The sequence below is a fragment of the Nocardia sp. NPDC051463 genome, from assembly GCF_040681975.1.
In the GTDB taxonomy this organism is placed as follows: domain Bacteria; phylum Actinomycetota; class Actinomycetes; order Mycobacteriales; family Mycobacteriaceae; genus Nocardia.
The window spans coordinates 1-22,637 of sequence record NZ_JBFBAB010000020.1 but is presented as its reverse complement, the minus strand read 5'-3'; the positions used below and the strand labels follow the sequence as shown (position 1 = coordinate 22,637).

The following is a 22,637-nucleotide window of genomic DNA, read 5'->3' as shown; positions in this document are numbered from 1 at the left end:
GTGAAAAGCGGGTGGCTTCGAGCCGCGCTCGACGGTAGAAATGGACGTCAGGGGCGGGTGCGTCAAATGCCCGCGGGGCCACGTCATGGGCTCCGCGCTTCATCCGTGGAGCCGTGTCACTGGTTCCGCAACACATTCGTGGGGTGCCTCGAGAGGCTCCGCGCCTATGAAAGATCTCGCTCGCTACAGGCGGGCTGAGAAATGGAATGGACGAGAAACCTATGCATGTCGCTTTGCACACCAGGTCGTTGCCATCTACACACCGGAGAGCGCAGCTGGCCCGCCGGATTCGGCAGGGCGTCCTGTTGTCCGCGGCGATCGCGACGGCCGGCGCTGCGCTGATCGCGCCCGCCCAGGCCGCACCGCTGCCCGGCGGCACCGGCTCCTCCTCCGCCGCAGCCACCGAACCGACGCCGATGGCGAACTTCGCGCCGCCGTCGATCAACATCGCCGACGGCGAGACCGTTGGCGTGGCGCAGCCGATCATCATCACCTTCGTGGACCCGGTCGCCGATCGCGCCACCGCCGAGAAGGCCATCAAGGTCACCTCGTCGGCTCCGGCGCCCGGCCACTTCCGCTGGGTCAGCGACAAGCAGGTGCGCTGGCGGCCGAACGACTTCTGGCCGGCCAACACCGACGTGACCGTGCAGGCGGGCGACACCCGCAGCGCCTTCCGCATCGGCGACGCGCTGGTCAGCACGGCCGACGACACCACCCACACCATCACGATCACCCTCAACGGTGAGGTCGTGAAGGAAATGCCGACCTCGATGGGCAAGACCAAGCACGAAACCCCGAACGGCACGTACTACGTCGGCGAGCAGCTGCGCAAGATGACGATGGATTCGTCCACCTACGGCGTCCCGATCACCGATCCCGAGGGCTACAAGCTCGAGGTCGAGTACGCCACTCGGATCTCCACCAGCGGCATCTTCGTGCACGCTGCCCCGTGGTCGGTCGCGCAGCAGGGTGTTTCGAACGCCAGCCACGGCTGCCTGAACGTGAGCACCGAGAACGCCAAGTGGTTCCTGGAGAACACCAAGAAGGGCGACCCGGTCATCGTGCAGAACACCAACGGCGGCACCCTGAGCGCTGGTGACGGTTTGGGCGACTGGAACATGTAGGGCTCGCCCGCCTCTTCGGGTCGTCGGGTATCTCTACGATGACGTCGCGGACTGGTGATCGGCCGCCTGGCCGGCCTTCGAGCGCCCCGCCGAGTTACCCGTGTCCACGCGAATCGGTTGTCGCGAACGGCATGGGCACGGTGACTTGACCAAGTGACCGAGAGCCGAACATTACGATCAATTCGGGCAAAGTCCGATCGTAGTGTTCGGCTTTTGCTTCACTTGGTCCGTGTTTGGAAGATTCAGCAGGTTGGCAGGTGATGTTAACCGGCCGTTTGCTAATTTCCGTAAAGTCCGCGCTGTGCGAACCAGCCCTGAGCGAGTACTCCCACAGCCCCGAGGCCGCGGACCGAGGGGTCGGCCATGGCAGGACTACGCACTGTTCTTCGTGCTGCTGGTACCGAATCTCGCGCTGCTGACGCTGTTCGTCTATCGACCATTGCTGGACAACATCCGGCTGTCGTTCACCGACTGGAACATCTCTGACCCCTTCGTGACCTACATCGGGTTGGACAACTACCGTGAGTGGTGGGGCCGGTCGGATTCCTGGCAGATCGTCACCAACACCGTGGTTTTCACCCTGGCCGCCGTCGTCGGAAGCATGGTTATCGGCCTGGCGCTCGCACTGCTGCTCGACCGTAAACTCTTCGGCCGCAATGTAGTCCGCTCGGCCATCTTCGCGCCGTTCGTCATCTCCGGGGCCGCCATCGGTGTGGCGTTCCAGTTCATCTTCGATCCCAGCTTCGGCCTGGTCCAGGATGTACTGCACCGCATAGGCGTGGACAAGGTGCCGGATTTCTACCAGGACCCGCACTGGGCGATGTTCATGGTGACGGTGACCTACATCTGGAAAAACCTCGGCTACACCTTCGTCATCTATCTGGCCGCATTACAGGGCACCAGGGCCGATCTGATGGAGGCCGCCGAGATGGACGGTGCAAGCCGGTGGACCACCTTCACCAAGGTACTGCTGCCGCAACTGCGCCCGACCACGTTCTTCCTGTCCATCACGGTGCTGCTGAACTCGCTGCAGGTCTTCGACATCATCAACGTGATGACACGGGGTGGACCGCTCGGCACCGGAACCACGACGATGGTCTACCAGGTCTACGAGGAGTCCTTCCGGAACTTCCGCGCCGGATACGGCGCGACCGTGGCCACCATCATGTTCCTGGTGTTGCTGACCATCACGCTGATCCAGGTGCGGATCATGGATCGAGGCGAGCAGTGAAACATGTCGGACCGACCACGTCTTCCTACCAGGCGCGGCAACGGCTGGTACGGCTGCTCGGCTACGCCGCCATGCTGTGCGTGCTGATCATCGTGGGCGTGCCGCTGTTCTGGATCATCATCACCTCGTTCAAAGCGCGCCCCGATATCTACACCCAGCCCGCCGTGTACTGGCCGCACAGCTGGCATCCGGAGAACTACGCGGAAGCCACGACCGCACTGCCGTTCTGGACGTTCCTGCGCAACTCGCTGATCGTCACCGGCGTGATCGCGGCGGTCAAATTCGTGCTCGGCATCCTCAGCGCCTACGGGCTGGTGTTCCTGCGCTTCCCCGGCAAGAACGTGGTGTTCCTCGTCATTATCGCCGCGCTGATGGTGCCCAACCAGATCACCGTGATCTCCAACTACGCATTGATCGCTCAGCTGGGCTGGCGAAACACCTTCCAGGGCATCATCGTTCCGCTCTGCGGCGTCGCGTTCGGCACGTTCCTGATGCGCAACCACTTCCTCTCGCTGCCCGCGGAGGTGATCGAGGCGGCGAGGATGGACGGCGCCAATTGGTGGCGACTGCTCATCAAGGTGGTACTGCCGATGTCCGGGCCGACCATGGTCGCCTTCGCCGTTGTCACGCTCGTCAACGAGTGGAACGAATACCTCTGGCCGTTCCTGATGGCCGACGACACCACCGTCGCCACCCTGCCTGTCGGCCTCACCCTGCTGCAGAACACCGAGAATCCGAGCGTCACCAACTGGGGACCGGTGATGGCGGGCACGCTGCTCACCATGCTGCCGATTCTGCTGGTGTTCCTGCTGCTGCAGCGCCACATGATCAAGGGCCTCACCTCGGGTGCGGTCAAGGGTTAACCGATACAGGAGAAACCACGTGTCCACTTCACAATTCCCCGCATTGTCGCGGCGCGGATTCATCGGTCTGGCCGGCGCGGTCGCCGCGGGCGCGGCGCTCACCGCGTGTGCGGGCAGCGGCGGTGGCGGCAAGCAGTCCGGCGACGCCAACACCATTACCTTCTGGTCGAACCACCCTGGCACCTCGAAGGAACTCGAGACCGAGCTGATCAACCGATTCCAGGCCAAGTATCCGGACCTGAAGGTCAACCTGGTCGATGCGGGCAAGAACTACGAGGAGGTGTCGCAGAAGTTCAATGCGGCACTCTCCGGTGGCGACCTGCCCGATGTCGTTGTGCTGTCGGATGTCTGGTGGTTCAACTACGCCCTCAACGGCACCATCGAACCGCTGGACGCGCACTTCGGCGACGCGGGTGTGCAGCTGGAGGACTACGTCGACTCGCTGGCCGCCGACTATGTGTTCAACGGCAAGCACTACGCACTGCCCTACGCCCGCTCGACACCGCTGTTCTACTACAACAAGGACGTGTGGTCGAAGGCCGGCCTCCCGGACCGGGGACCGCAGAGCTGGCAGGAATTCGACGAATGGGGCCCGAAGTTGCAGCAGGTCGTCGGCGAAGGCAAGCTCGCGCACGGCTGGGGCGACGCGAAGAACTATCTGGCCTGGACTTTCCAGGGTCCGAACTGGACCTTCGGCGGCGCCTACTCCGATCAGTGGACGCTGAAGTTCACCGATCCCACAACCATTGCGGCAGGCCAGTTCCTGCGCGAGATGATCCACACCAAGAAGTACGCGGGCATCAAGCCGCAGATCGCGGTCGACTTCGGCACCGGGGTGATCGCCTCCACCATCGCCTCCACCGGCGATCTGAAGGGCATCAAGAAGAATGCCGAAGGCAAGCTCGAATTCGGCACCGCGTTCCTGCCGCACCCGAACGGACCCGGTGTCACCACCGGTGGTGCGGGCCTCGCCATTCCGGCGCGCATCCCCGACCAGCGGAAGGTGAACGCGCTCACATTCATCGAGTTCATCACCAACGCCGCGAACACGGCGTACTTCTCGCAGGGCACCGGCTACATGCCGGTGCGTAAGTCGGCCGTCACCGATCCGAGCGAGGTGGACTTCCTGGCGAAGAACCCGAACGCGAAAGTCGCCATCGAGCAGCTGCCGTTGACCAAGTCACAGGACTACGCACGAGTGTTCGTGCCGGGTGGCGACCAGATCATCGGCACCGGGCTCGAGCAGATCGGGCTGCAGAACGCGGACCCGGCAACGGCTTTCGCCAATGTCTCCAGCCAGCTGCAGGCGATCATCGACCGGCAGATCACACCGAAGCTGCCCAAGTAAATTTCGCTACCGCTCATCGGACAACACGCGAGCATCCGACGGCCGACCTGCGTGAGCGCGCAGGCATTCTCACAAGGAGATCGACAGCATGGCAACAGTGCACTTCGACGGGGTGACGCATCTGTATCCCGGTGCGCCGACGCCTGCTGTCGACGGCCTCGACATCGATATCGCCGACGGGGAATTCATCGTCCTCGTCGGCCCGTCGGGCTGCGGCAAGTCGACCAGCCTGCGCATGCTGGCCGGACTGGAGTCGGTCGAGGCGGGCCGAATCCTGATCGGTGGCAAGGACGTGACCGGGCTGCCGCCGCGGGCACGGGACGTAGCGATGGTGTTCCAGAGCTACGCGCTCTACCCGAACATGACCGTCGCGCAGAATATGGGCTTCGCCTTGCGCAATGCGGGAATGAGCAAGGCCGACACCATGGTTCGCGTGCAGCAAGCAGCAAAGATGCTGGAACTGGAGGCGCTGCTCGACCGCAAGCCCGCGAAACTCTCCGGCGGCCAGCGCCAGCGAGTCGCCATGGGTCGCGCCATCGTTCGCCGGCCTCAGGTGTTCTGCATGGACGAGCCGCTGTCCAATCTGGACGCGAAGCTGCGGGTGAGCACCCGATCTCAGATCGCCGCCCTACAGAAGCGGCTCGGCACCACCACGGTGTACGTCACCCACGATCAGGTCGAGGCAATGACCATGGGTGACCGGGTCGCGGTGCTGCGCGAGGGCAAGCTGCAACAAATCGCCGCGCCGCGCGAACTCTACGACGATCCGGTCAACACCTTCGTCGCCGGTTTCATCGGCTCGCCGGGCATGAATCTGCTCGACGCACCAGTGCGTGAGAACGCGGCAGTCCTCGGCGACCTGCGAATTCCCTTGCCACACAGTGTGCAATCCGATCGCGTTGTCGTCGGCGTGCGCCCGGAATCCTGGGAAGTCACCACCGAACCGGACAGCCTCGCTGTCGCCGCCGAACTCGTGGAAGAACTCGGCGCCGAGTCCTTCATCTACAGCCACGGCACCACCGAGGAGTGGAACAGCCGCTCGGGCAAGATCGTCGCTCGGGTCGATCGCCGCTTCCAGGTCGCACTCGGCGATAACCTGCGGCTGCGCCCGAAGCTCGACGAGGTCTTCTTCTTCGACGGCGCCACCGAACAGCGCCTGCGCTGACGCGGCCATATCGCGGTCACCATCCTCAACCGTGCTGCTCCAGGTTGGTCATCATTCGTTGCAGCACATCCATCATCGTGTCGAAATCCTGATCACCGACGCCGACGGTGGACATTGCCCGAACCCGGCCCGACTGTCTTCGCTGCCTTCGCGTGCGCATCCCTGCCGTTCGCGGTCAGCGGGTAGCGACTGTCGGCGGTCCGCCCGATCCAGCCGCGCTCGTTGAGCGTCTAGCGGCGAGCCGCGCATCAACCGACGGCAGGCGCTCGGTGCTGGCACTGACCGAACGGGGAGTCGATATCCCCGCAAAGGCGCACTTGCGGCGACGCGCGGCATCGACGCCGCCATGGCCGGGTGGACAACGAAGGAGCGCACCGAGTTCGCCAGGCTGCGCACCCATTTCATCGATGGGTTGCCTTGAGTCACTCGGTGCGCTCCGGGTACCAACCGGGTGCTACCAGATACGCACGCGCTCAGCAGGTTCCAAGTACAGGCGGTCACCGGGTTCGACGTCGAAGGCTTCGTGGAAGCTGTCGATATTGCGAACAACAGCGTTGCAACGGAATTCGGGCGGGGAGTGCGGGTCGACGGCGAGACGACGGATCGACTCCTCGGGGCGAGCCTTGGTACGCCACACTTGGGCCCAGCCGAAGAAGACGCGCTGCAGGCCGGTGAGACCATCGAGCTCCGGGGCCGCGGTGCCCGCCAGCGAGATCTTGTAGGCCGCGAGTGCGATCGACAGGCCACCGAGATCGCCGATGTTCTCGCCGATGGTGAACTCACCGTTCACGGTGTGCTCGTCGGGCAGGTCCTTCGGCGAGAGCACGCTGTACTGATCGATCAATGCCTTGGTGCGCTTGCCGAATTCGGAGCGGTCGTCGTCGGTCCACCAGTTGATCATGTTGCCGTCGCCGTCGTACTTGGCGCCCTGGTCGTCGAATCCGTGCCCGATCTCGTGACCGATCACCGCACCGATACCGCCGTAGTTGGCTGCGTCGTCGGCATGCATGTCGAAGAACGGTGGCTGCAGAATGGCGGCGGGGAAGACGATCTCGTTCATGCCGGGGTTGTAGTAGGCGTTCACCGTCTGCGGGGTCATGAACCACTCGTCGCGATCGACGGGACCGCCGAGCTTGTTCAGGTCGCGGTCGTGCTCGGCAGCATAGCCGCGCCGGTAGTTGCCGACCAGATCAGCGGGATCGATGACGATGCCGGAGTAGTCGCGCCACTTGTCCGGGTATCCGATCTTCGGCGTGAACTTCTCCAGTTTGGCCAGCGCGGCCGCCCTGGTGTCGGGGCCCATCCAATCCAGTTCGGCGATGTTGCGCCGGTAGGCCTCCTGCAGGTTGGCGACCAACTCCACCATCCGCGCCTTGGCTTGGGGCGGAAAGTGCTCGGCCACATACAGTTTGCCGACAGCCTCACCGAGCAGGTCCTGCACCAGTGAGACGCCGCGCTTCCAGCGTTCCCGGTTCTCCTGCGCACCGGTCAGGGTACGACCGAAGAAGTCGAAGCTCTCCTCGACCACCGCGTCGGTGAGATACGCCGCGCGCGAGCGGATCACCCGCCATGCTGCCCAGGCCTGCCAGTCGGCCGTCGACTCCGCGGCCCAGGTCCGCGCAAAGGTGCGCACATAGTCCGGCTGGCGCACAACCACTTCCGCGAAGAGCTCGGGGCCGGTTGCCCGCACACCTTCGGCCAGGGCCGAAGTCCATGCCGTCCAATCGAATTCGGGGTTCTGAGTGCTCAGCTCGTCGAAGGTGGTCAAGTTGTAGCCGAGCTCGGCGTCGCGGCGGCGCACCACGTCCCAGTGCCCGGCCGCGAGCTTGCGCTCCAGCTCGAACACCCGCTGACCGACAGTGTCGAGATCGTCCGGCAATAGACCCGTGAGCTGCGGGTCGGCAGCAGCCAGCGCGAACATACGGCCGATGTGCGCAACGTAGTTGGTGCGGATCTCAGCGAATTCGTCCTGCCGGTAGTAGGACTCGTCGGGCAGGCCGATCCCGGACTGGGAGGCATGCACCAGATACCGGGTGGAGTCCTTGTCGTCGGTGTCGACATGGAAGCCGAGTGCGCCGCCGACACCGGTGCGCTGCAATCGGCCGATCAGTGCGGCGAAGGCGCTCCGGTCGGCGACCTCCTTGATCGCCGCGAGCTCGATGACGATCGGCGCGAGCCCGACGGCCGTGACGGCGGCGGTGTCCATGAAGCTCGAGTACAGGTCGCCGATCTTGCGGGCATCGCTGCCCGGCTCGGACTCGGAGGCCGCCGCGTTCTGGATGATCGTCTGCACATCGAGTTCGGCCTGGTCATACAACGTCCGGAAGGCGCCGTCGACCGCCCGATCCGCCGGTATCTCGTGGGTGTCCAGCCAAGTGCCATTGACGTGCGCGAACAGGTCGTCTTGCACCCGCACGGCCGCGTCGAGGTAGGACAGGTCGATACCGGAAGGACTGGTCAGCTCGGAAGTCACGATCTCCAGTATGCCGATCGGAACGACCGGGTGCCGGAGGGTTGCCCCGGCCGCGGCGCGGCCGGGGGAGTGATCATGCGGGCAGAATGATGCGGTTGAATTCGCCGTCGTGAACGCCGGCAACGAAGGCGTCCCACTCTTCGGGGGTGTAAGTGAGGGTGGTTTCGCCGCGACGGAGTGTGGTGTGCCCGTCGGCGGAAGTGCTCGCGGTCAGATCGCTGGGTGTGCGTCCGCGGACAATGGTGTCTAGGAACGAGGTCCACTCGTCGGCAGTGACGGTGATGATGGGCTCTTGCGCGGGGCGGTTGGCCGGGTTGCGGCGGTATTTACTGTCTCGGATGAGAACCGCATCACCATCGAACCGGACCTCGACGCATTGATTGCCGTTGTTCGATCGAGTCGATGTGAACCAGCCGGTGAAAACCGACCGGGCGGTAGCGGTGGTGGCCATGGGCAGAATTTTACACTCCGGCATAGCGGCTGATCAGGGCCAATGACTCGTCACGGTTCAACGATTGCTCCAGCGCGCGCACGTACGCGAAGCTCAGATCGCGCACCTGTTCGGGATCGTCGACAGCGCCGCCGAACACCGCGCTCTCCGCCCAGCCGAAGGTCGGCAGTTGCTCGCCCGCGAAGTCGATCAGGTGGAAACTCGAGCCACCGAGCACCGCGCCCGCGGTGGCGGCGAACGGGATGACGCGCACCTCGATGCTGTCGAGCTCCTCGATCAATGCGGCCAGGTGCTCGAGCTGTCCGTAGAGCACCTTCGGTCCGCCGGTCTGCTGTAGCAGGGTGCCCTCGCCGATCACGGCGGTCAGTTCGATGCGGTTCCTGCCGCGCAACCGCTCCTGGCGGTGCATTCGAATGGCGACCAGCTGCTCGACCTGCACCGGCCTGATCATCACATCGGCACTGATCAGGGCACGGGCATAGTCCTCGGTCTGCAAGAGGCCAGGCACGACGAGGCTGTCGTAACTACGGATGCTCTGCGCGCCCGCCTCCATGCCGTAGAGCCGCTGCAACTCCGGGCCGATCAGCGCGGAAGATTTCGCCCACCAGCCGCGTTGCTTGCTGGCCTCGAGCAAGGCGAGTAATTCCTCGCGCTCCTCCGCGTCGACCTCGAGCAGCTCCAGCACCGGGCCGATGGTGTTGGTCGTCAACACCCGTCTGCCCTTCTCGACATGCGACCAATTGGCCGGGGTGAAACCGACACGCTTGGCGAAGGTGGCCGAATCGAAACCCCGTTGTTCGCGCAATTCGCGCAGGCGAAGCACCAGTTCCCAACGGGCAACGGTAGGCGAGACGGGTGCCATGACAGGCGATGCTACGCCGGTCGAGTTACCGGCGTGTGACTATTGTCAAGCATGTTGTGCAGGTCTAGGGTCGATTTCAGCGGCCGTACCACGAATCATTTCGATCCACTCCATTTCGATCCACTGAGCATCGAGGCGAGGTTCGTCATGAGCACAACAGATAGCCACGAAGTGTTCGGACAGACCCGCGTCCATCCGATGTCACCCGGACAGGATTTCGCGGCCGTCCAGGAAGCCATCACGCGCTGCCGCAGCTATCGCAAGGACCACGGGCTCTACGGTGTCGTGGATCCCGCGCTCGGGCGCATCATGCTGGAAGTCGGGGCGGTCGGGGCGGTGGTCATGCCCGCGGCGCTCGGCGAGCAGGTGCGCGACCACCTCGACGGACGCAACGGCCCGATCATCGCGCACCCCCGCTCGGGCCGCTGGACCTTCCTGACCGGGCCCACCGACAATTCGTACCTGGACATGGCCCTGTTCTCGGACCTGTTCCGGGTCTGTGCCTCGGTCGCGCTACCTGGCAGCAATATCGTGCTGCCCTCGCCCGCGGACGAGCACAGCGGTTACCGAACCTGGATCGCAGCGCCCGAGAGCGACTTTCGCCCCGAACTCGCCGAGGTCGTCGCCGCCACCCGGGCTTGCGCGTCGCTGAAGCGTCAGTAGGTCGGGACAGGCGCAGGTGTCACGGTCACGCTGTACTTGGTCTCCAGTGTTCGGCTCCACTCTCGCGTGCACTGATCAATCTTGGCTTGATCATTGCCCGCCTTGTTCACGCAGTCGAGGTAGTCCTTGCCACCGGAGTCGACAAAGAAACTCCAGCCCACAATCGACAGCAGGATCGCGGCGGCCAGCGACAGCACACCGAGGATCAGTCCGGTGACGGCCATGCCGGTGCCACCCGCGGTGCCCGAACGTGTCTTCGCGAACGCGATCAGGCCGAAGATGATCGCGGCGGCGCCGAAGAGGTAGCCGCCGACGAGAGTCCAACACGTCAGGAAGGCGATGATGCCGAGCACGAGCGCGGTGATCGCCAGACCCTTGCCCTTGGGCGACTCCTGCCAATAATTCGGCTGACCCTGCTGATACGGACCCGGTGGCGGATACTGACCGGCCGGCGGGTACTGCCCGGGTGGTGGATATTGACCAGGCGGCGGGTATTGGCCGGGCGGTAGATGCTGGCCAGGCGGCGGATCTTGGCCAGGCGGCGGATATTTCCCGGGCGGCGGATACTGACCAGGCGGCGGATGTTGCGACATGGACTTCCTCTCAGTCCGACGGGGCGTGCACACGGCAGTCCCCTACTGATCGCGCTCCCTATTGAGGGATGTTAATGCCGCGAACGCCGCTCCGACATTGAACACGGCCGCAACCCCGCGTCGGCCCGAGGGCCGGAGAGGCCGCCGCCTACTCGATCACAGCCCGACAGAAACAAGCCACGAATCGCGCTCAGGCCGAGCGATGGCAAGCCCACCGCTTATTGAGCGCCGAGACGCGCATGCATCTCCCAGACCAGCACTTCGGAGGGCCTGCGCGCGATGACATGCTGGCCACCGGACCTGGTCAGGCGCACGGCGTCGCCCTCATAGAGTGTGCCGACACCTTCCATTTCTACCTCGCCGCGCGCGATGAACACATGCAGGTAGGGCGCGTCGGGGAGGTCGATCGTCTGCTCGGTGCCGTCCGGCTCCGAGCCGGCCATTCTGGCGACATGTAGCGCGGAATGACTGCTCGCGATCGCGATGGCGGTCTTGTCGCGGTAGCGCGCCAGCCCGGAGGCCACCGTTACCAGGCCGCCGCGGGCCAGTTCGTCGTCGATCTCGAGTTGCTGATAGCCCGGCGTCAGCCCCGGCTCATCCGGAACCACCCACATCTGCACGAAATGCACGGGCTCGTCGTGTTCGGCGCTGCTGCCGTCCAGCCGCCAGGAGTCGTTTTTCTCCGAGTGCAGAATGCCGGTGCCCGCACTCATCCGCTGCGCGAGACCGGGGTAGATGATGCCGCTGTGGCCGAGCGAATCCTGGTGCACCAGGCTGCCGCCGAGCACCCAGGTGACGATTTCCATGTCCCGATGCGGATGGGTATCAAAGCCCTGACCAGGGGAAACAATGTCCTCGTTATTGACAAGTAGCAGGCCGTGATGGGTGTTGTCGGGGTCGTAGTGCTCACCGAAGGAGAACGAGTGCTTCGAATCGAGCCAGGACACGCGCGTTTTCATGCGGTCCCCGCCACGATGGACATCGATGTGTGGTGTCGTGAGTGTGGACATCATGGTCCTCCTCTCGGGACCGTGCACCGATCGCCTTTCAGGGTAGGAGCACTTCAGTCGCGGTACTCCGAATTCCTAGTAAATTGTCCTGCACTCGGCATTTTACGCGAGCGACCAGCGGGTGAACGGCAGGCGAGCAGAACCGAACCGTAGGCCGCATCGTTGTGCCGACCGGCTCGACACCGGCGCAGCGCATCGCTCCACCGGTGGCCGCCTTCATAACATGATGTGCCACAACAGAACCGGAGGTGAGAACCAGATGCGACCCGAAGCGCTCGCCGACATCGAGCGGCAGCTGCGCGACGAGGCGCGCCGCGACGACATCTCCGATTTCGTCGTCGGCGTCGCCGTGTTCCGCGACCACAAACTTCTGCTGGTGCGCCGGGTCCCGGACGACTACCGCGGCGGCATGTACGAACTGCCCGGCGGCGGAGTCGAATCCGGGGAAACCTTCGCTGAATGCGTGGCACGTGAGCTGTTCGAGGAGACCGGCCTGCGTGTACGCAGCATCACCGACTTCCTCGGCGGCTTCGACTACGCCACCCGAACCAAGGCCAGGGTCCGCAAGTACAGCTTCGTGGCGGAGGTAGAACCAGGGGAGGTGGCCCTTGCCCCCGGCGAACACGACGCCTTCGCCTGGATCGACGCCACCGCCCTCCCCACCCTCCCGATGGCGCCCGACATGCGCGAAACAGTCAGCATGCTCGTCGACATCTCCTGACTCACGCCCCACGATGCACCTCACTGACGACGCTTACCAGCGTCCGTTCACAACCAGCTCACGCCCTCGGTACATGCAACAACGCCACCGAAGCACCACCACACCCCTCTCCACGACCGGCCCATGAGCGCGGCAAGATCGCCGACCAGTCGAAGCACAACCGGCACAGTCACAACATCGCCACCTCTGCACGATGACACCCTCGCCCGCTGCGAGGCCCGGCCCCGGCCCATCTCATCTCACAATCACCGACGCGCACCCACCGAAGTCGCAAACTCACCCACCGACGCACCCCCTCTGGATGATGACACCCTCCGCTCGCTGCCAAACCCAACTCCCAACCCGTCCCCACCTCCACCGCAGCCGAAGCGCATCCGCCAAAGTCGCGAGCCCACCTACCGGCGTCCCGTTGGGCACGATGATGTCTTCCGAGCGCCGCGAGACTGAGCACCAGAGTTCGCGGCCCATCTCGCTCCCGAACGACCGAACCGCATCCGCAAAGGCGTGCCCTCGGCGCGGTAGCGGTCGGCCCATTTCCTCCCTGGACATCACAACTAGAGTTCGCGCCGCAGGCGCTGCCAAAAACCCAGCGAACAGGCCGTGGCGTAACCACCGCCAAAAACCCAGTAGCCTCGCGGCGTGTCTATTGGTCGCTCCGAGAGCTCCATACCTGCGGATGAGCGGCACGTTTCGCTGCGGAGCGCGCTGCGCGAAAGCCCCGGTGTGCTGCGGCTGGCGCTGGTGCGCTTCACCGGGCAGTTCGGTGACGGGATGTTTCAGGCGGCGCTGTCGGGGGCGATTCTGTTCAATCCCGAGCGAGAAACCGATCCGCTTGCGATCGCGGCGGCTTTCGCGGTGTTGCTGCTGCCCTACTCCCTGATCGGCCCGTATGCCGGGGCGCTGCTCGACCGGTGGGATCGGCGCGCGGTGTTGCTGGTGGCCAATGTGCTGCGAGCGGTCCTGATCGGCGCGGTGAGCATCGGGCTGTTGGCGGGCGCGGGTGCGAAACCGCTACTGCTGCTTGCGCTTGCGGTGGTCGGAATCAGCAGATTCGTGCTGTCGGGTGTGTCGGCGGCGTTGCCTCGGGTGCTGGACCAGCACTGGCTGGTTGCCGCGAATTCGGTGCTCGCGACGGTCGCCTCGGCGTGCGCGGGCGTCGGCGCCGCGGCCTCGGTGTCGGTCATCGGACTGATCGGTGCGGGCGATGCCGCTTCAGCGCTCGCAGTGGCGATCAGCGGCGTCTGGTCGATTGTCGGTGCGGTTCTCGCGGCCGGGTTCGCCGCCAGGGTGCTCGGCCCCGATCGGAAGAATGGAGCCGAGGAGAGCGCGGTGCGGGCGATCGCCACCGGCCTGCGCCACGGTGCCGCAGCGGTCTGGGGATCGGTGCATGTCACCACCGCGATGCTCGGTATCGGCGCGCACCGGATCGTGTTCGGCACCAACACGTTGATCATGGTGCTGGTGCTGCGTCAGGCCCCGGCCGACGGCGGCACCATGAACAATGGGCTGACGCGGTTCGGACTTGCCATCGGCGCGGCTGCGGCGGGCATGCTGGTCGCCGCGATCGTGGCGCCTTGGCTGATACCTCGGCTCGGCCGACCTCGAACAGTGATCGCCGGGCTGCTGACGGCGACACTGGTCCAATTGGCGTTTGTCACTCCCACCGCGGTCGCCGAGGCTGGTCCCGGCGCGCACCGGGCACATCAATTGCTGCTCGTCGGTGCATTTCTGTTCGGATTGGCGGGGCAGACGATCAAGTTGACCGGTGACGCGACGATGCAGATCGATATTGACGACACGCGACGCGGCCAGGTATTCGCGTTGCAGGACACCGTCTTCAACATTGCCTTCGTGATGGCGATCGCGATCACGGCGCTGGTGATACCGGCCGACGGACGCTCGCTCGCCGTGGTGGTCACGGGTGCCGGAATATATTGTGCCGGAATAGCGGCGATCGCACTCAATTCACGGCGTAGATCGATTATCCCCTGACGACTCGCCCTCTCGCCCTTCGGAATCGAGCTGCTCGGTCGCATGGTTGCCCGATCCGGCACGCTGGATGTGTAATGCGCCGATCTGATCGAGCGGCGCCAAACGATCGGTGAACGCCGACGGATAGCCGAGCGGCGCATCGGATTCCGCAGGTGCAGTAGCGATTTCCGCGCCGACATCATGGTCCGACGCCGGGCCGGTGCGCACGATCCAATCGAGCTGCTCACTGCCTGCATCGGACGCGGCGCCGGTGACCAGGTGATTCCAGGTTCCGAGACCGGAGGGGTCGGTATAGAAATGATCGAGGACGCCATCCTCGTCCAGATCCAGCGCCGCCACGTCGGCGGCTCCGGCGTCATGGGAATCCCACAGTGCGTCATCGGTAAGGCCGTCACCGTCGAAATCCAGTTGCAGTGCATCGGCGACGTCGGGGCCCGACAGCTCCAAATCCGCCTGGCTGGACCAGACATGAACCGTGCCGTCACCCGTCCCGAACACGTACTCGATCTCGTTCATGTCTTTTTGGACGCAACGAGCCCGCTTTCGGTTCCCTGCTGACCCGATCGATTCAATTCGCTCGCCGTCCCGCATTCGGAGACCGAGGTCCGGTAAGTTGATCTTTCGGCGACCCGATTCGACAGGGAGGCAACATCACATGAGATTTCTGCCGAACAAGTCGCGTGCGTACCTACCGGCCGCCGCGAAGTGACGACAGAAATACGACCCGATGTGACACCCCGAACCGGCGTCACTTATTCATGTGCCCCCGTACTGTTCAGTGTGCTCCTCGCGGGACTGCTCCTGCCCACACCCGCGCAGGCGACGCCGCACCCTTGGGCGCCGCCACCGGTGAACAGCTGCGGCGAGACCGGCTTCGACCCACTCGCCCGAGAGCCGGACCCGAACGCGCCACCGCCGCCGCCCGTGCCGCCGCAGATCGATATCCCGATACCGGTTCCGCAGTTCACGCCGGTCCCGGTGCCCGATCCACCGCAGGACAACACCCGTATCGATCCCGAGCCGCTGCCGGCGGACCCGTGTGGCAATCCGTGCCCGGATATTCGCGACTCACCCAGACCGCAGGAAAGCAGCACCGACCAGAAACCAGCCCCCGGCGCGGTTCCACAGAGCGGCTCCAGTTCCGGCTCGGGTTCAGGTAGTGGCTCCGGGTCGGGCGGGCCGATCATGGTGCCACGCATCGAGATAAAACCCGACATCGAGCCCATTCCGTTCGCCGTGGCGGGCGGCGAGGGCGAGCCTGCGCAACCCGAGCCACCCCCGGTGGTACATCCGGCCGTGTCCGGCCCGCTTGCCCCGGCGGTCACCGCGCCTCGAGTTGACTCGGTGCGGCTGGTCGGGCAGTTGACCGGACACGGTTCGCAGAACCGGACCGACATGCGCTGGCAGGTCGACGGCACTGATCTCGGTCTGATCTGGGAGACGAAGCCGGGGGAGGTTGCCGTGGTCTTCGGCGACACCTTCGGCACCGGCTGGAGCGGTGGTGGCATCGGTGGCGAAGACCAGGATTGGCGCAGCAACGTGCTCGGCTACAGCACCGATCGCGATCTGTCCGACGGCCTGACCATCGACACGATGGTCCAGGACAGCCGCTGCCACGCCGTCGAAGTGCTGGGCAGCCGCAAGATCAAGAACTGGGAAACGACCACCATCCCTACCTCCGGGTTCGCGATCGGTAATCGCCAGTACCTGAGCTACATGTCGGTGAACCGGTGGAGTCGGATCCCCGGATTGTGGTGGACCAACTATGGCGGCCTCGCCTACTCCGATGACAACGGACGCACCTGGACCAAGGATCAGCATGCCAAGTGGAACAACCTCTTCGGCATCAACCGCTTCCAGGTGGCGGCGATGGCTGCGCAGGGGGACTACGTCTACATGTTCGGCACTCCCAACGGTCGCGTCGGCGTGATCGGTCTGGCCAGGGTGCCGAAGGCCGAGGTGTTGAACAAATCGGCCTACCAATACTGGGTCGGCGGGACATGGGCGCCTGCCGCCGAAAACCAGGCCACCCCCCTTGTTTTCGGCTTGGCCAGCGAGTTGTCTGTGCGGTTCGACCAGACATCGCAGCAGTGGCAGATGGTGTATCTGGATCCGGTGCGCGGCGCCATCGTGATGCGTACGGCCGCTGCGGCCCAGGGCGCCTGGACCGATGCGGTGCCGCTGGTCTCGACCTCCGACTATCCGAAGTCCTACGGCGGCTTCATTCATCCGTGGTCGACCGACAAGGATCTCTACTTCACGATTTCGGCGTGGGACAGTTACAACGTGTATCTCATGCATGCCCGACTGAATCCGCCGAAGTAATATCGACAGAACCATTGCCGGGCATGGTGTTTCGCCGACCTCGTTCGGGGTGCTGATCAGCGGGCGCGACAAAACCGCAGTGGCTGCCCGGGACGGGCCTGGGCCATCGTATCGACGTCGGCATCCACAACCACCGCGATCACCGGGTAGCCACCGGTGATCGGATGGTCAGCGAGGAATACCACAGGCTGACCACTCGGCGGCACCTGAATAGAACCGAGCGCCATGCCCTCGGTGGGCAACTCCCGCGAAACACTGCGCCGCAGTGCGGGACCGTCGTGCCGATCCAAGCGGGCGCCGATCCGATCGGTATCTGTCGACACGACCCACGCACCATCGAAAAGCGCGTCGGCATCGACGAACCAGTCGGCGCGTGGACCGAGCATCACTCGGATCGTCCACATTCCGGTGGGCAGGTTGGCAACCGGTGCGAAATCGACGTTCGGAAGGGTCTGCGGCACAGGTCCGATCGGTAGCCGAGCACCGGAGCGCAGTGGCCGCGGACCGATCCCGGACAGGGTGTCGCGACTACGTGAGCCGAGCACCGGCGGCACGTCGATGCCGCCGCGTACCGCGACGTAGCTGCGGAGTCCGGTGCTCGCCATGCCGAGCCGAAGCGTCTGCCCCGCACCCAGTTCCAGCACACTCGTGTGTCCGACCGGAGTGCCGTCGACGGTAGCTGGAGCCGGCGCACCGGTCACCGCCATCGTGCAACGCCGCGCGGTTCGCAAGACCAACCCGCCGATCAGCACCTCGATTCCGGCGCATTTCTCGGGATTTCCGACTAGTCGATTGGCCAGCTGGAAGGAAGACCGGTCCGCCGCGCCGGCGACACCGACCCCGGAATCGAACCAGCCCGGCCGTCCCCGGTCCTGGATCGTGGCCAGCGGACCCACCTGGTCGACAACAATCATCGGCGGCTCAGTCACGCCGGCCGGTGTCCACGAATCGCACCGCCGCGCCCACCCGAATGAGCGCAGGGGGATCCCGGTCGACATCCCACATTTCCAGGTCGGTGCTGCCGATGAGCTGCCAGCCACCTGGGGTGCTGCGCGGGTAGACGGCCGTGTATCCGCTGGCCAGTCCGACCGCACCGGCGGGGATCGAGGTGCGCGCCTCGGGCCGGCGCGGCACCGTCAACCTGCGGTCCGGCGACTCGAGATAGCCGAACCCAGGGGCGAATCCGACGAACGCGCATCGCCATATGGTTCCAGTGTGTGCGGTGACCACCTCGGCGGTGCTCAGCTCGAGTGTACGAGCCACCTCGTCGAGATCGACGCCGTCATATCGGACGGGGATCACCACCACGTCATCGCGGATGCCGCTGTCCGGCAGTGTTCCACGGGAAACAATGGTCGAATCCTGCTTACGCCCAGGTTCATACGTCTTCGCTATCAAGTCGCTCAGCCTTCGGCGCACCGGCTCCGAATCCGACACAGAACGCAGCGACACCAGGATCGTCTCCGCCGCGGGCAGCACATCTTGGATACCTGGGATCGGGTTGCTCCGCAGTGCCGCAACGAGTTCTGGCACCGCAGCATGCTCGATCGGGGTGATCAGCAGGGCTCGGTCGCCTGCCGCTCGAATCAGCCGATTCGGGTCGAGATCCGTCGCGCCGGATACGGCGTCGCTGCGAGGGGAAGTCATCACGGCACCGGCCTCAGCAGAATGCCCCCACCGGCACGCCGACGTCGTCCAGGGCGGCTCGGATGCGCCTGGCCATCTCCACTGCGGCGGGCGAATCGCCGTGCACACAGATGCTCGTCGCGGAGACCGACACCTGACCGGATCCGTCCACGGTCCGTGCGGTGCCCGACATCGCAATCGATACCGCCTGGGCGACGGCTTCGTTCGGCTGCAACACCGCGCCGGGTGTGCCGCGCGTGGCGAGGGTCCCGCTCGGTGTGTATGCGCGATCGGCGAACCCCTCACCGACAAAAGGTATCTCGGCGTCCGCGGCAGCCCGCTCGAGCTGAGTGCCTGCGGGGCCGAGCAACGCCAGCTCGCGCTCGTACTCGGCGAGCGCGGCCAGCACCGCGTCGGCGAGCGCGCGCTCCTTCGAAGCCGAGTGATAGAGCGCACCATGCGGTTTCACGTAGCGGACCCGATCGCCCGCGGCCCTGGCAAAGGCATCGAGACTGCCGATCTGGTAGAGCACCTCGTCGCGCAATTCGGCAGGCGCCATGGTGATCGCGCGCCGCCCGAAGCCCGCGAGATCGCGATATCCGACGTGCGCACCGATCCGGACGCCCCTCTCGACCGCGAGCGCACAGGTGCGGCGCATGATCGACGGATCACCGGCGTGGAAGCCGCAGGCGATATTGGCGCTGGTGACGATGTCGAGCATCGCCGCGTCGTCGCCCATCGTCCATGCGCCGAATCCCTCGCCGAGATCGCTGTTCAGATCCAGCGACATGTGCCTCCTTCCGGTCTTCGTTCCAGCCCTGCCGTCCAGGACCTGCGTCACACTCAGCGTGCCACGTTTCGAGGGCCGGACTTCGTCCCATGAGGATGACCGATATCGAGAATGTCGTACGTGTCGGGGCGAAAGGCGCGGCCGAAGGATCGGGTCGGCCCTGCCTGCGGGCCCGCCCATCGGTCGATACCGACAAAAAACCCACAGGACCGGACTCGCTCGCATGGGCGTGTCCTCCGATGGCAAGTACCCTCGAAGCAATCATGGCCACGTATTTCGATCCGACGTCATGGTCGCCGATGCGGGCCGTCGACCTCGGCAAGCGCCTGTTCGACCAGTCCCTGCTCGAGCAGTGGGTCTCCTTCACCACCGCATGGGTGGATCCGGTCGCCGACTTGAGCGCGGGCGCGGTCACGGCGCTGATGCCGGATGTGCTGATGACCGTGCTCAGTGAGGGCATTCTCAGCCGGTTCGGTGGCCAACGGGTCACCGCGACCTTGCTCGGACACGACGTGAACGCCACCCTGCAGGTGCTGAAGGTCCGGCGACGCGGCGCGCACTTCCAGACCAAGACCGTCCTGTCGCAGATGCGCTGGGACGATCACCCGATCGAGTCGGTGACCGTGATCGCGCACGGCGTCCGTTTGATTCCCGGCGTGCCGACCAGGGTGCGGACCCAGCAACTCGACCTCGACGGCACCGTGACCACCGCAGCACTCGTCGGATGGCTCAACACGCTGCCGCTCGACTGGGAATTGCAGGTCGACGCGAGCGGGTCGATCAAGGCCGTCCATCGGCGCAGGCTGATCACCGCGGTGGTGGACGCCGAGGTGCGCGACAACCTGCTGACCGTCCAGATCCGCCGCGCGAACTGGCTCGGCATTCGGTTGCCGCGAAAGATGCTGTCGGCACCCGAATTACGACTCGCGGGCCTGCCCAACGATGCGCGTGTCGTGCACGCGAGCCGCGAGGGTGACCTCATCCGGTTCCGGATCGAGCTGCCGCAGATAACCGGGTCGTTCGATCTGGCGCAGATTCGCTCGGCCATCGTCACCGGAACCACGCTGATCGTCTTCTGACCGGCCGAGTCAGCGCTGCGTCTGCCACCATTCCAGCAGCGCGGCCTCAGCCTCGTCGCGAGAGAGCGGTCCCCGATCCAGCCGCAGCTCTTTCAAGAAACGCCAGGCCTTCCCGACCTCTGGACCCGCGGACAGGCCGAGCAATTCCATAATGGCGTTGCCGTCCAGATCGGGCCGCACTCGATCCAGATCCTCCTGCTCCTGCAGCTTGGCGATCCGCACTTCCAGCTCGTCGTAGGTGGCGCGCAAAGCCGCGGCCCTGCGCTTGTTGCGGGTGGTGCAGTCGGCGCGGACCAATTTGTGCAGCCGAGGGAGCAGATCGCCCGCATCGGTGACATACCGGCGCACCGCCGAATCGGTCCACTGCCCCTTGCCGTAGCCGTGGAAACGCAAGTGCAGGAACACCAGCCGGGCCACGTCCTCGGTGAACTGCTTGGGGTACTTCAGCGCCCGCATCCGCTTGCGCACCATCTTCGCCCCGACCACCTCATGGTGGTGGAAGCTGACGCCGCCGCCTGGTTCGTTGCGCTTGGTGTCCGGCTTACCGATGTCGTGCAGCAGCGCGGCCCAGCGCAGCACCAGGTCGGGATCGCCCTCTTCCTGATCGATGGCCTGTTCCAGCACGGTGAGCGAATGCCAGTACACATCCTTGTGCTGATGATGCTCGTCGATCTCGAGTTTCATCTCCGGCACCTCCGGTAGCACCCGCTGGGCCAGTCCGGTCTCGCACATGATGTTGATGCCGTCGATCGGGTGCGCCGCGCCGATCAGTTTGTCCAGCTCGGCGCGTACCCGCTCTGCGGTGATCCGATCGATTTCGTCGGCCATCGCGGTGATCGCGGCTCGTACCCGCGGATGCAGCTCGAAGCCGAGCTGCGCGACGAAACGGGCGGCGCGCAGCATGCGCAACGGGTCGTCGTGGAACGAATCCTCCGGCGCCGCAGGGGTATCCAGCATTCCTTGCAGCAGCGCGTCCATCCCGCCGAGCGGATCGACGAACTCCATCGCCCCGTCCGTACCGATCCGCACCGCCATCGCGTTGACCGTGAAGTCCCGACGCACCAGGTCGCCCTCGAGTGAGTCACCGAAGGTCACCTCGGGGTTGCGGGAGACCCGATCGTAGGAGTCGCTGCGGAAAGTAGTGATTTCCAGCTGCTGATCGGCCTTGGAAGCGCTCACCGTCCCGAAGGCAAGCCCACCGGTATCCCACAGATGATCCGCCCAGCCGCGCAGTATGTCCTGCACCTGCTCCGGCCGCGCGTCGGTGGTGAAATCCAGATCCGTCCCCAACCGTCCGAGCACCGCATCCCGCACACTGCCCCCGACCAGGTACAGCTCGAATCCGCGCGCCGCGAATAATCCGCCGAGTGGCGTCAGCACGTCGGACAACCTGCCGAGCGTGACCGCGGCCGCAGCCAGCAATCGGGTACGTCGATCCTGCGTTGCTACATCCTCAGACTGGGGCGAAACCACGAATCGGCAGCTTACCGAGCCCCACCAACCGATATTCCAGCGCAACCCATGCAGCACCCCACCCGATATATAAGGCCTCCCGCATAGCCGACCCCCGGATCCCTGCCACGCCCCCAGTTCAGGTCGCACGTCTGCCCCCTCCCATCCACCACACACAAGCCGATGCGTCTCCAACAAGGTCGCCGACCACCTCTCACGACGCCTTCACTCGGCACGACGCCACCCCACCACGCGCAGCAACCAGAGTGTGCACCCCGTCGCGCCCCACGACCCACGACCATCCACCGAGGTCACAGCCCCGCTATCAATACCCCCGCTCGGCACGATGGCACCCTCTGAGCACAGCGAGACCCAGCCCAGACCTCGCAAGCCCGCCCCACAGCACATCCACCGAAGTCGCAACCTCAACTACCAACACACCCACCCGACACGACGACACCTTCCGAGCGCAGCGAGACCCAACACCAGCGTTCGCGGCCCGCCCACCCCCACACCAGCCCCACTGCATCCACCGAAGTCGCAACCTCAACTACCTCCAACACACCCACCCGACACGACGACACCTTCCGAGCGCAGCGAGACCGAACACCAGAGTCACCGACCCGTCCCACCTTCACACCAACCCCACTACACCCACCGAAGTCGCGAGCTCAGCCACCGACACCCCACTCGGCACGACGACACCTTCCGAGCGCAGCGAGACCCAGCACCAAAGTTGCCGGCGTGTCCCACCTTCACACCAACCCCACTACACCCACCGAAGTCGCGAGCTCAGCCACCGACGCCCCACTCGGCACGATGATGTCTTCCGAGCGAAGCGAGACCGAGCATTAGAGTTCGCGGCCCGT

At 65.1% G+C, this 22,637-nt stretch carries 20 protein-coding genes; 10 read left to right on the top strand and 10 right to left on the bottom strand.

Features of this window, described 5'->3' with window-relative positions; translation table 11 throughout:
- Nucleotides 1-206 precede the first annotated feature (206 nt).
- The 5 genes from AB0M74_RS23805 (at nt 207) to ugpC (ending at nt 5,731) form a co-directional block, all read left to right on the top strand.
- Nucleotides 207-1,124, top strand: coding sequence for a L,D-transpeptidase (locus AB0M74_RS23805; protein WP_366528480.1), 918 nt, complete (start codon nt 207-209; stop codon nt 1,122-1,124).
- A gap of 301 nt (nt 1,125-1,425) precedes the next feature.
- Nucleotides 1,426-2,355 carry a sugar ABC transporter permease gene (locus AB0M74_RS23800; RefSeq protein WP_366528479.1) on the top strand — a complete coding sequence of 310 codons (930 nt, stop codon included), beginning with the start codon at nt 1,426-1,428 and terminating at the stop codon, nt 2,353-2,355.
- 71 nt (nt 2,356-2,426) lie between these two features.
- On the top strand, nt 2,427-3,218 hold the full coding sequence (locus AB0M74_RS23795; protein ID WP_366528572.1) for a carbohydrate ABC transporter permease: 792 nt from the start codon (nt 2,427-2,429) through the stop codon (nt 3,216-3,218).
- Between the two features lie 19 nt (nt 3,219-3,237).
- Nucleotides 3,238-4,566, top strand: a complete 1,329-nt coding sequence (locus AB0M74_RS23790; RefSeq protein WP_366528478.1) for an ABC transporter substrate-binding protein — start codon at nt 3,238-3,240, stop codon at nt 4,564-4,566.
- Nucleotides 4,567-4,654: 88 nt separating this feature from the next.
- A complete protein-coding gene (gene ugpC, locus AB0M74_RS23785) occupies nt 4,655-5,731 on the top strand; it encodes a sn-glycerol-3-phosphate ABC transporter ATP-binding protein UgpC (RefSeq protein WP_366528477.1) in 1,077 nt (358 codons plus the stop codon).
- Nucleotides 5,732-6,185: 454 nt separating this feature from the next.
- Here the strand turns inward: ugpC and AB0M74_RS23780 are convergent, their stop codons facing one another.
- The 3 genes from AB0M74_RS23780 to AB0M74_RS23770 form a co-directional block, all read right to left on the bottom strand.
- Nucleotides 6,186-8,204, bottom strand: a complete 2,019-nt coding sequence (locus AB0M74_RS23780) for a M13 family metallopeptidase (RefSeq protein WP_366528476.1) — start codon at nt 8,202-8,204, stop codon at nt 6,186-6,188.
- Nucleotides 8,205-8,277: 73 nt separating this feature from the next.
- Nucleotides 8,278-8,655, bottom strand: a complete 378-nt coding sequence (locus AB0M74_RS23775; RefSeq protein ID WP_366528475.1) for a DUF397 domain-containing protein — start codon at nt 8,653-8,655, stop codon at nt 8,278-8,280.
- Between the two features lie 10 nt (nt 8,656-8,665).
- Complete coding sequence (locus tag AB0M74_RS23770) at nt 8,666-9,517, bottom strand: Scr1 family TA system antitoxin-like transcriptional regulator (RefSeq protein WP_366528474.1); 852 nt, start codon at nt 9,515-9,517, stop codon at nt 8,666-8,668.
- A gap of 198 nt (nt 9,518-9,715) precedes the next feature.
- Between AB0M74_RS23770 and AB0M74_RS23765 the strand changes: the two genes are divergently transcribed.
- Complete coding sequence (locus AB0M74_RS23765; protein ID WP_366528571.1) at nt 9,716-10,180, top strand: hypothetical protein; 465 nt, start codon at nt 9,716-9,718, stop codon at nt 10,178-10,180.
- Here AB0M74_RS23765 and AB0M74_RS23760 read toward each other — a convergent pair.
- Nucleotides 10,174-10,773 (bottom strand): DUF4190 domain-containing protein, encoded by a 600-nt coding sequence (locus AB0M74_RS23760; RefSeq protein WP_366528473.1) that lies wholly within the window; start codon nt 10,771-10,773, stop codon nt 10,174-10,176. The genes AB0M74_RS23765 and AB0M74_RS23760 overlap by 7 nt on opposite strands.
- Before the next feature lie 218 nt (nt 10,774-10,991).
- Nucleotides 10,992-11,783, bottom strand: a complete 792-nt coding sequence (locus AB0M74_RS23755) for a pirin family protein (protein ID WP_366528570.1) — start codon at nt 11,781-11,783, stop codon at nt 10,992-10,994.
- Between the two features lie 259 nt (nt 11,784-12,042).
- Between AB0M74_RS23755 and AB0M74_RS23750 the strand changes: the two genes are divergently transcribed.
- Both AB0M74_RS23750 and AB0M74_RS23745 read left to right on the top strand, forming a co-directional pair.
- Nucleotides 12,043-12,504 (top strand): NUDIX domain-containing protein, encoded by a 462-nt coding sequence (locus AB0M74_RS23750; RefSeq protein ID WP_366528472.1) that lies wholly within the window; start codon nt 12,043-12,045, stop codon nt 12,502-12,504.
- Nucleotides 12,505-13,149: 645 nt separating this feature from the next.
- Nucleotides 13,150-14,496 (top strand): MFS transporter, encoded by a 1,347-nt coding sequence (locus tag AB0M74_RS23745; protein WP_366528569.1) that lies wholly within the window; start codon nt 13,150-13,152, stop codon nt 14,494-14,496.
- On the opposite strand, the gene AB0M74_RS23740 is transcribed toward AB0M74_RS23745, so the two are convergent.
- Nucleotides 14,470-15,012 carry a hypothetical protein gene (locus AB0M74_RS23740; protein WP_366528471.1) on the bottom strand — a complete coding sequence of 181 codons (543 nt, stop codon included), beginning with the start codon at nt 15,010-15,012 and terminating at the stop codon, nt 14,470-14,472. The genes AB0M74_RS23745 and AB0M74_RS23740 overlap by 27 nt on opposite strands.
- Before the next feature lie 279 nt (nt 15,013-15,291).
- Between AB0M74_RS23740 and AB0M74_RS23735 the strand changes: the two genes are divergently transcribed.
- A complete protein-coding gene (locus AB0M74_RS23735; RefSeq protein ID WP_366528568.1) occupies nt 15,292-16,821 on the top strand; it encodes a DUF4185 domain-containing protein in 1,530 nt (509 codons plus the stop codon).
- Between the two features lie 56 nt (nt 16,822-16,877).
- Here the strand turns inward: AB0M74_RS23735 and AB0M74_RS23730 are convergent, their stop codons facing one another.
- Genes AB0M74_RS23730 through AB0M74_RS23720 form a run of 3 tightly spaced genes read right to left on the bottom strand, consistent with a single transcriptional unit; the run spans nt 16,878 to nt 19,237 of the window.
- Nucleotides 16,878-17,735 carry a biotin-dependent carboxyltransferase family protein gene (locus AB0M74_RS23730; RefSeq protein ID WP_366528567.1) on the bottom strand — a complete coding sequence of 286 codons (858 nt, stop codon included), beginning with the start codon at nt 17,733-17,735 and terminating at the stop codon, nt 16,878-16,880.
- Nucleotides 17,736-17,742: 7 nt separating this feature from the next.
- Complete coding sequence (locus AB0M74_RS23725) at nt 17,743-18,468, bottom strand: allophanate hydrolase subunit 1 (RefSeq protein WP_366528470.1); 726 nt, start codon at nt 18,466-18,468, stop codon at nt 17,743-17,745.
- A gap of 13 nt (nt 18,469-18,481) precedes the next feature.
- On the bottom strand, nt 18,482-19,237 hold the full coding sequence (locus tag AB0M74_RS23720; protein ID WP_366528469.1) for a 5-oxoprolinase subunit PxpA: 756 nt from the start codon (nt 19,235-19,237) through the stop codon (nt 18,482-18,484).
- 239 nt (nt 19,238-19,476) lie between these two features.
- On the opposite strand from AB0M74_RS23720, the gene AB0M74_RS23715 reads away from it, so the two are divergent.
- Complete coding sequence (locus tag AB0M74_RS23715) at nt 19,477-20,316, top strand: hypothetical protein (RefSeq protein ID WP_366528468.1); 840 nt, start codon at nt 19,477-19,479, stop codon at nt 20,314-20,316.
- A 9-nt stretch (nt 20,317-20,325) separates the two neighbouring features.
- Here AB0M74_RS23715 and AB0M74_RS23710 read toward each other — a convergent pair whose 3' ends face one another.
- On the bottom strand, nt 20,326-21,789 hold the full coding sequence (locus AB0M74_RS23710; protein WP_366528467.1) for a CCA tRNA nucleotidyltransferase: 1,464 nt from the start codon (nt 21,787-21,789) through the stop codon (nt 20,326-20,328).
- Nucleotides 21,790-22,637: the final 848 nt, after the last annotated feature.

Excerpts from the sequence above, each read along its gene's own strand:
- AB0M74_RS23750 (WP_366528472.1), top strand. The coding sequence starts at position 12,043 with ATGCGACCCGAAGCGCTCGCCGACATCGAGCGGCAGCTGCGCGACGAG.
- AB0M74_RS23755 (WP_366528570.1), bottom strand. The coding sequence starts at position 11,783 with ATGTCCACACTCACGACACCACACATCGATGTCCATCGTGGCGGGGAC.
- AB0M74_RS23760 (WP_366528473.1), bottom strand. The coding sequence starts at position 10,773 with ATGTCGCAACATCCGCCGCCTGGTCAGTATCCGCCGCCCGGGAAATAT.
- AB0M74_RS23775 (WP_366528475.1), bottom strand. The coding sequence starts at position 8,655 with ATGGCCACCACCGCTACCGCCCGGTCGGTTTTCACCGGCTGGTTCACA.
- AB0M74_RS23795 (WP_366528572.1), top strand. The coding sequence starts at position 2,427 with ATGCTGTGCGTGCTGATCATCGTGGGCGTGCCGCTGTTCTGGATCATC.
- AB0M74_RS23725 (WP_366528470.1), bottom strand. The coding sequence starts at position 18,468 with ATGACTTCCCCTCGCAGCGACGCCGTATCCGGCGCGACGGATCTCGAC.
- AB0M74_RS23730 (WP_366528567.1), bottom strand. The coding sequence starts at position 17,735 with ATGATTGTTGTCGACCAGGTGGGTCCGCTGGCCACGATCCAGGACCGG.
- AB0M74_RS23805 (WP_366528480.1), top strand. The coding sequence starts at position 207 with ATGGACGAGAAACCTATGCATGTCGCTTTGCACACCAGGTCGTTGCCA.
- ugpC (WP_366528477.1), top strand. The coding sequence starts at position 4,655 with ATGGCAACAGTGCACTTCGACGGGGTGACGCATCTGTATCCCGGTGCG.
- AB0M74_RS23770 (WP_366528474.1), bottom strand. The coding sequence starts at position 9,517 with ATGGCACCCGTCTCGCCTACCGTTGCCCGTTGGGAACTGGTGCTTCGC.
- AB0M74_RS23715 (WP_366528468.1), top strand. The coding sequence starts at position 19,477 with ATGGCAAGTACCCTCGAAGCAATCATGGCCACGTATTTCGATCCGACG.
- AB0M74_RS23765 (WP_366528571.1), top strand. The coding sequence starts at position 9,716 with ATGTCACCCGGACAGGATTTCGCGGCCGTCCAGGAAGCCATCACGCGC.
- AB0M74_RS23720 (WP_366528469.1), bottom strand. The coding sequence starts at position 19,237 with ATGTCGCTGGATCTGAACAGCGATCTCGGCGAGGGATTCGGCGCATGG.
- AB0M74_RS23740 (WP_366528471.1), bottom strand. The coding sequence starts at position 15,012 with ATGAACGAGATCGAGTACGTGTTCGGGACGGGTGACGGCACGGTTCAT.